Below are 2,244 nucleotides of genomic sequence, written 5' to 3'. Positions count from 1 at the left end.
TGTTGAACGGGAAAAGCAACACCTCCCGGCGACGCGAAACGTTGCGACGCTATTTGGCTGATATCTTTGAATGGATGCCGAATAAATAAGTCAATTAATTAACCAGTTTGCCATGGTATGGCGACCTGATGTAGGTGTCGATAAAAAATATTTGGAGGGCGGTATGTTGAAAAAAATGATGTTATCGGGCTTGGTGGGATGCTCGGTGCTCTTGGGGGCAGCCGGAGCATGGGCAGATATTCCTGAGATGCCCGAAGGGGCGGTGTCGGTACATCTCGGCGTTTCAATGATCACGTACACCACTGGAGATGTTTTTGTATGGACGGACACCTCAGGAAGCGTCTATACACGGTATAAGCCTGATTCTGCTACAGATGGGTTCACCATCAATCCCATGTTGTGGCAGGCCACTCAGGATGAAATTACTTGTTCAATGAAAAATATTGATGAATCTGAAGTCGATATATTTTCGACAATAAAGAATGAAAGAACCTATGCATTAGTTCCGGAATGGGTATGCTCCATTGATTTTCGTGAGGCATTCGAGCTTACGTATATAAGTGGAGATGTTTTTCGCTATCCATCCGACTTCGGCGGCACGGAACCTGTTGCACCTGTCTGCAACAGCGACGACACCGACAGCGACGGCGTGCCGGATGCCTGGGACCAATGCGCGGATACGCCGAGCGGGTCGGCTACGGATGCCACCGGGTGCCCGGTGACGGCTCCGGAGGCGGAAACGATCATTTTACCCATCGTGATTTCAAAGTGATTTGACTTTTTGCTGTTAGGGACGTATCTAATATGTCCCTAACAAGATGAGGCGTCCTGCCGCCTTATCCCGTCCCAACGGGATTGAAACGCGGGCTTTTTGTTTTCGTCGCCTTTTCTTCCCTATGGGAAGAGCTATATATCGGCGGCATGACGTCCGGGTGTTCGTGAGACCCCGGCTGCTCATCTTGCAGGGGAGCGTCATGCTGCCTTTTTTATTTTCCAATCCCAACAAGATGGAGGTCTTTATGACCACGAACAATTCCCCTTTCCCCTTTTCCATTCATGTCGAATACCACCAAGGCGTTCCATGTGTTTCTTCTCGAAGCGTCGCTGAAGCATTTGGAAAACGGCATGATCATGTGCTTCGTGATATTCGGCAAATTTTAAAGGATATTCAGACTGATAGCACTGCCCCCAAATTTGGGGGCAGTGAAAGATGCTTGAAGAATAACACTCCCCTCAAAATTGAGGAGGGTGAAAAATCTCCTGTTATTGGATTTTTTGAAAGTGTGTATCGTGATCCTACAGGCCGTTCACGCCCTCTCTTTTATATCAATCGTGATGCCTTTTCCCTTTTAGCCATGGGGTTTTCTGGTACAGAGGCGCTTCAATGGAAAATCCGATTCATTCAAGTCTTTCGGAGCTTGGAACGATCGGATCGAATGAGTTTACAGGAAGACGTTTGGAGAGAAGCCCGGCAGAACGCGGCCCAAATGATGTTGCAGTTACGGCCGTCGGTTCGGGACTCGTTGGCGCGGGTGGTCCGTTACAGGAAAATGGGCCTGACCAATATTGAGATTGCCAAGATCATGGACCGTTCCAAGAGCACCATTGAAAAAGTGGTGGCGGCCGCTCGAAAGCTCGATCTCTTGCCCGGTGCCGGGCAGACGGTCGGGGTGCAATCATGAGTCCGGAGCCGGACCGAGAACATCTCGGCGATATTCTTGATGATTGCGCCAATATGATTGCTTTTCTCGAACAAGCCTTGTGTGAAGGGCAATTCGAGTTTCCGTTGACCGATGCGGCGCAAAGCGGGTTGTTGTTGATCCTGCGGAGTCTGCGCGAGCGCATGACGACAGCGGCCCGGATGGCTTGACCCCGCACTCACTCTGCACGTACTTTATCCACAGTGAGTGCAGAGTGAGTGCGGGGCAGGCTCCGTAATACTGCGGGCGGCCGTTTGGCGGCCGCCCGGCTTCAAGGGGGAGAGTATGGAAACGATTTGGGATTATAACCCGACGGAAAATGAATTAAAATCTCTCTTCGGCAACCTTGCTGCGGCGAAACGCAACCGCGAACAGGTGCAAGACGACGATGACCGCAATATGTGGCTGGCGTCTTTATTTGGCGTGCGTGGCGACATGGAAAAACGTGACGCGTATGTTGCCCAAATCCAGGATAAGCAAGTGCGGTTGGATATGACTCTACTTGCCTACGAGGAGGGCGAGGGTTTGTTTTAAGACTTTTTGA

The 2,244-nt window shown here is 50.6% G+C and carries 4 protein-coding genes; all 4 read left to right on the top strand.

The window, feature by feature from the left end:
• Positions 1-163 precede the first annotated feature (163 nt).
• The 4 genes from G451_RS0120255 to G451_RS0120240 all read left to right on the top strand — a co-directional run bounded on the left by G451_RS0120255 (position 164) and on the right by G451_RS0120240 (position 2,234).
• Entirely contained in the window at positions 164-772 is a 609-nt protein-coding gene (locus tag G451_RS0120255) for a hypothetical protein (RefSeq protein ID WP_027185676.1), read from the top strand.
• Positions 773-1,019: 247 nt separating this feature from the next.
• On the top strand, positions 1,020-1,682 hold the full coding sequence (locus tag G451_RS33200) for a Rha family transcriptional regulator (RefSeq protein ID WP_169727919.1): 663 nt from the start codon (positions 1,020-1,022) through the stop codon (positions 1,680-1,682).
• Positions 1,679-1,870 carry a hypothetical protein gene (locus G451_RS0120245; protein WP_027185675.1) on the top strand — a complete coding sequence of 64 codons (192 nt, stop codon included), beginning with the start codon at positions 1,679-1,681 and terminating at the stop codon, positions 1,868-1,870. The genes G451_RS33200 and G451_RS0120245 overlap by 4 nt, the downstream gene beginning before the upstream one ends.
• Before the next feature lie 115 nt (positions 1,871-1,985).
• Entirely contained in the window at positions 1,986-2,234 is a 249-nt protein-coding gene (locus G451_RS0120240) for a hypothetical protein (RefSeq protein ID WP_027185674.1), read from the top strand.
• Positions 2,235-2,244 lie beyond the last annotated feature (10 nt).

The sequence above is a fragment of the Desulfovibrio inopinatus DSM 10711 genome, from assembly GCF_000429305.1.
In the GTDB taxonomy this organism is placed as follows: domain Bacteria; phylum Desulfobacterota; class Desulfovibrionia; order Desulfovibrionales; family Desulfovibrionaceae; genus Alteridesulfovibrio; species Alteridesulfovibrio inopinatus.
Note: the sequence above shows the minus strand (reverse complement) of the source record. Positions and strands in the feature narration are given on the sequence as shown.

Bases quoted from the DNA above. Each gene is read 5' to 3' on its own strand.
- G451_RS0120255 (WP_027185676.1), top strand. From the start codon at position 164: ATGTTGAAAAAAATGATGTTATCGGGCTTGGTGGGATGCTCGGTGCTC.
- G451_RS33200 (WP_169727919.1), top strand. From the start codon at position 1,020: ATGACCACGAACAATTCCCCTTTCCCCTTTTCCATTCATGTCGAATAC.
- G451_RS0120245 (WP_027185675.1), top strand. From the start codon at position 1,679: ATGAGTCCGGAGCCGGACCGAGAACATCTCGGCGATATTCTTGATGAT.
- G451_RS0120240 (WP_027185674.1), top strand. From the start codon at position 1,986: ATGGAAACGATTTGGGATTATAACCCGACGGAAAATGAATTAAAATCT.